General features: G+C 66.3%; 4 protein-coding genes. 2 read left to right on the top strand and 2 right to left on the bottom strand.

The genetic code is table 11. The annotated features are described in order from the left end of the window. Both ACO48X_RS09115 and ACO48X_RS09110 read left to right on the top strand, forming a co-directional pair. Positions 1-699 (top strand): LOG family protein (locus ACO48X_RS09115; RefSeq protein ID WP_485001773.1); only part of this gene is annotated, 699 nt, incomplete at its 5' end. Between the two features lie 109 nt (positions 700-808). Continuing rightward, the gene (locus ACO48X_RS09110) at positions 809-976 is read left to right on the top strand and encodes a DUF3117 domain-containing protein (RefSeq protein ID WP_485001772.1); all 168 of its coding nucleotides are present in this window, start codon (positions 809-811) and stop codon (positions 974-976) included. A 148-nt stretch (positions 977-1,124) separates the two neighbouring features. Here ACO48X_RS09110 and ACO48X_RS09105 read toward each other — a convergent pair whose 3' ends face one another. Together ACO48X_RS09105 and ACO48X_RS09100 are read right to left on the bottom strand one after the other, a co-directional pair. Continuing rightward, complete coding sequence (locus ACO48X_RS09105; protein ID WP_009199019.1) at positions 1,125-1,751, bottom strand: O-methyltransferase; 627 nt, start codon at positions 1,749-1,751, stop codon at positions 1,125-1,127. Positions 1,752-1,763: 12 nt separating this feature from the next. Next, a partial coding sequence (locus ACO48X_RS09100; protein ID WP_485001771.1) for an Mrp/NBP35 family ATP-binding protein occupies positions 1,764-2,834 on the bottom strand: 1,071 nt, incomplete at its 5' end.

The raw sequence follows: 2,834 nt of genomic DNA, 5'->3' as shown, positions 1-2,834 counted from the left end.
ACGGCCGACGCCGCATTGTTGAGCAACGAGCGCTCCTCGGATTGGACGCACACCGATCCGTGGCGCGTCATGCGCATCCAGTCCGAGTTCGTCGAAGGCTTTGGCGCGCTTGCCGACCTTCCGCCGTCGATCTCGATCTTCGGCTCGGCGCGCGCCCGGCCCGGCGACCCCTCCTACGAAACCGCAAGGGAGATCGCGCAAAGGCTCGCCGCGGCGGGATTCGGGGTCATCACCGGCGGCGGGCCGGGAGTCATGGAGGCGGGAAACCGGGGCGCCCGGGAAGGCGACGGACTGTCCGTGGGCCTGGGAATCGAGCTTCCGTTCGAGCAGGGCATGAACGAGTACGTCGACCTCGGCGTCAACTTTCGCTACTTTTTCGCACGAAAAACCATGTTTCTCAAATATTCTTTGGGGTTTGTGGTCATGCCCGGCGGTTTCGGCACCCTGGACGAGCTTTTCGAGGCTGTGACCTTGGTGCAGACGAAGAAGGTCTCCTCGTTCCCGATTGTCCTCGTGGGACGCGACCACTGGGACGGGCTCGATCGTTGGATTCGCGGCACTCTGCGGGAATCGGGGATGATCGGCGAGGCCGACGCCGACCTGTTGACGGTGGTCGACACGGCAGGGGAAGCCATCGAGGCCGTCCGCTCCGGGATTCGCCGGCTGGCTGCCGAGAAGAAAGCGGAAACCCCGGAGTAGAGCAGACGGAAACTCCAGAATGAGGCCGAAAATCGACGAAACGGACAGTGAGAAACGGGTAGACTGAGAGTGCGATAGGTAACAACTGTCGGGGCGAAAGGAGATTCGCATGGCAGCATTGAAACCTCGCACTGGCGACGGCCCGTTGGAAGTCGAACGGGAGGGCCGCGGAATCGTCGTCCGCATTCCCGTCGACGGAGGAGGCCGCCTTGTCTTGGAGTTGAAGGACGCCGAGGCATCCGACTTGAAGGAGGCTTTGGCGGCCGTCGAACGTTAGGCGCGCATCCGCGAAACAGACCCACCGCTTTTGGGCGTGTGGGTCTTTTCGTCGTTCGGGCCCGGGACGTTTCATCGGGCCGGCGCAGGCTTTTGCAAGGCCGAGCTTGGGACGCTTGGGCCCGCTAGGCTTAGGGCGCTTGGGCCCGCTAGAGGAGGTGGGCGACGAGCAAGCCTTCGCCGACGGGGACGACGGAGGTTTCCAGGTCGGGCGAGGAGACGAGCTCGCGGCCGAGGTTGCGGATGGCGACGACGTCGTCCTCCCTGCGAGCCGGATCCGCCACGCGCCCTCCCGCGAGGGCCCGCGCCACCACTAGGATGCCGCCGGGACGAAGGAGCCGCAGGGCCTCCTCGGCGTCTTCCGGGGTCTCCAGAGGGTCGCCGTCGAGGAAGACGAGGTCGTAGGAGTTTGCGGCCAGCCGAGGCAGAAGGTCGGCGCTGCGCCCGTTGATCAGCCGGGTGCGCCCGCTGCGCACGCCTGCCTTCGAAAAGGCCTCTCGTGCGGCGTGCTGGGCCTCGCGCTCGACGTCGATCGAGGTGAGTGTGACGTCGCCGTTGGCCAGAAGGTAGAGGCCGGACACTCCGGTGCCCGTTCCCACCTCGACGATTGAGGCAACGCCCGTCGAGCTCACGAGGAGCCGAAGGAGGGCCCCGGTTGCCGGACTCACGCACGAGATGCCGAATTCGCCGGCGAGGCGACGAGCTTGCGTTACGACGTCGCTCTCGACGTAGAGGTCCTCAGTGTAGGCCCATGCGAGCGTCTGATCTGTTGCCATGGTGTGAGATTATCAGACCGGCGTTACGCCTAGGCTCAGCCCGGCGAGCCCCCGGGCCCGGCGTGCCAGGGAGCCGGCGATTCCGCGCAGGCTCTCCTGCGCCTTGGAGGAGCCCTCCGCCAAGACGACGGGCACTCCTTCGTCGCCGCCTTCGCGCAGCGACACCTCGATCGGGATGCTGCCGAGAAGGGGGACTTCGTAGCCCAGGTCCGCGGTGAGCTGCTCGGCGACCGTCGCGCCTCCGCCCTGGCCGAAGATCTCGTTCTTCGATCCGTCCGGCATGAGGAGGTAGGACATGTTCTCGATGACGCCGACCACGCGCTGGTGCGTTTGACTTGCCATCTGGCCGGCGCGCTCGGCCACCTCCGCGGCGGCGATCTGCGGCGTCGTCACAACGACGATCTCGGAGCCGGGAATGAGCTGGGCCACGGATATCGCGATGTCTCCGGTGCCGGGGGGCAGGTCGAGGAGAAGCACGTCGAGGTCTCCCCAGAAGACGTCCGAAAAGAACTGCTCGAGCGCGCGGTGCAGCCGGGGGCCGCGCCACAGGATGGGGGAGTTGTCGGGAAGGAACATCCCGATCGAGATGACCTTCACGTCGTGGGCGACGGGAGGGATGATCATTCCGTCGAGGGCGGTGGGAGGCTGGTCCACGCCCATCATCCGCGGCACGGAAAAGCCGAAGATGTCGGCGTCCACGAGCCCGACTTTGAGGCCGGAGGCGGCCATGGCGGCCGCGAGATTGACCGTGACGGAGGATTTGCCCACGCCGCCCTTGCCGGATGTGACGGCGAGGACCCGCGTGAGGCTGCCCTTCTGGGCGAAGGGGACGACGCGGTCGGCCGCGCTCCCGCGCAGCTTCGCCTGCAGCTCGGCGCGCTGCTCGGAGTTCATGGCGCCCATCTTGACGAAGACGCGCTCGACGCCTTCGAGCTCGCCGACGACGTTCTTCACGTCGGCGGAGATGGAGTCGCGCAAGGGACAGCCCGCAGTAGTCAGGAGTATCGAGACCATGACCGTGCCGTCGTCTTCGATCTGGACGTCGTCGACCATGTTGAGGTCGGTGATCGGTCGGCGGATCTC

The organism is Peptidiphaga sp. (genome assembly GCF_057238965.1).
The sequence above is the reverse complement of the archived record's forward strand: the minus strand, read 5'-3'. Positions and strand labels throughout refer to the sequence as shown.

Bases quoted from the DNA above. Each gene is read 5' to 3' on its own strand.
- ACO48X_RS09105 (WP_009199019.1), bottom strand. From the start codon at position 1,751: ATGGCAACAGATCAGACGCTCGCATGGGCCTACACTGAGGACCTCTAC.
- ACO48X_RS09110 (WP_485001772.1), top strand. From the start codon at position 809: ATGGCAGCATTGAAACCTCGCACTGGCGACGGCCCGTTGGAAGTCGAA.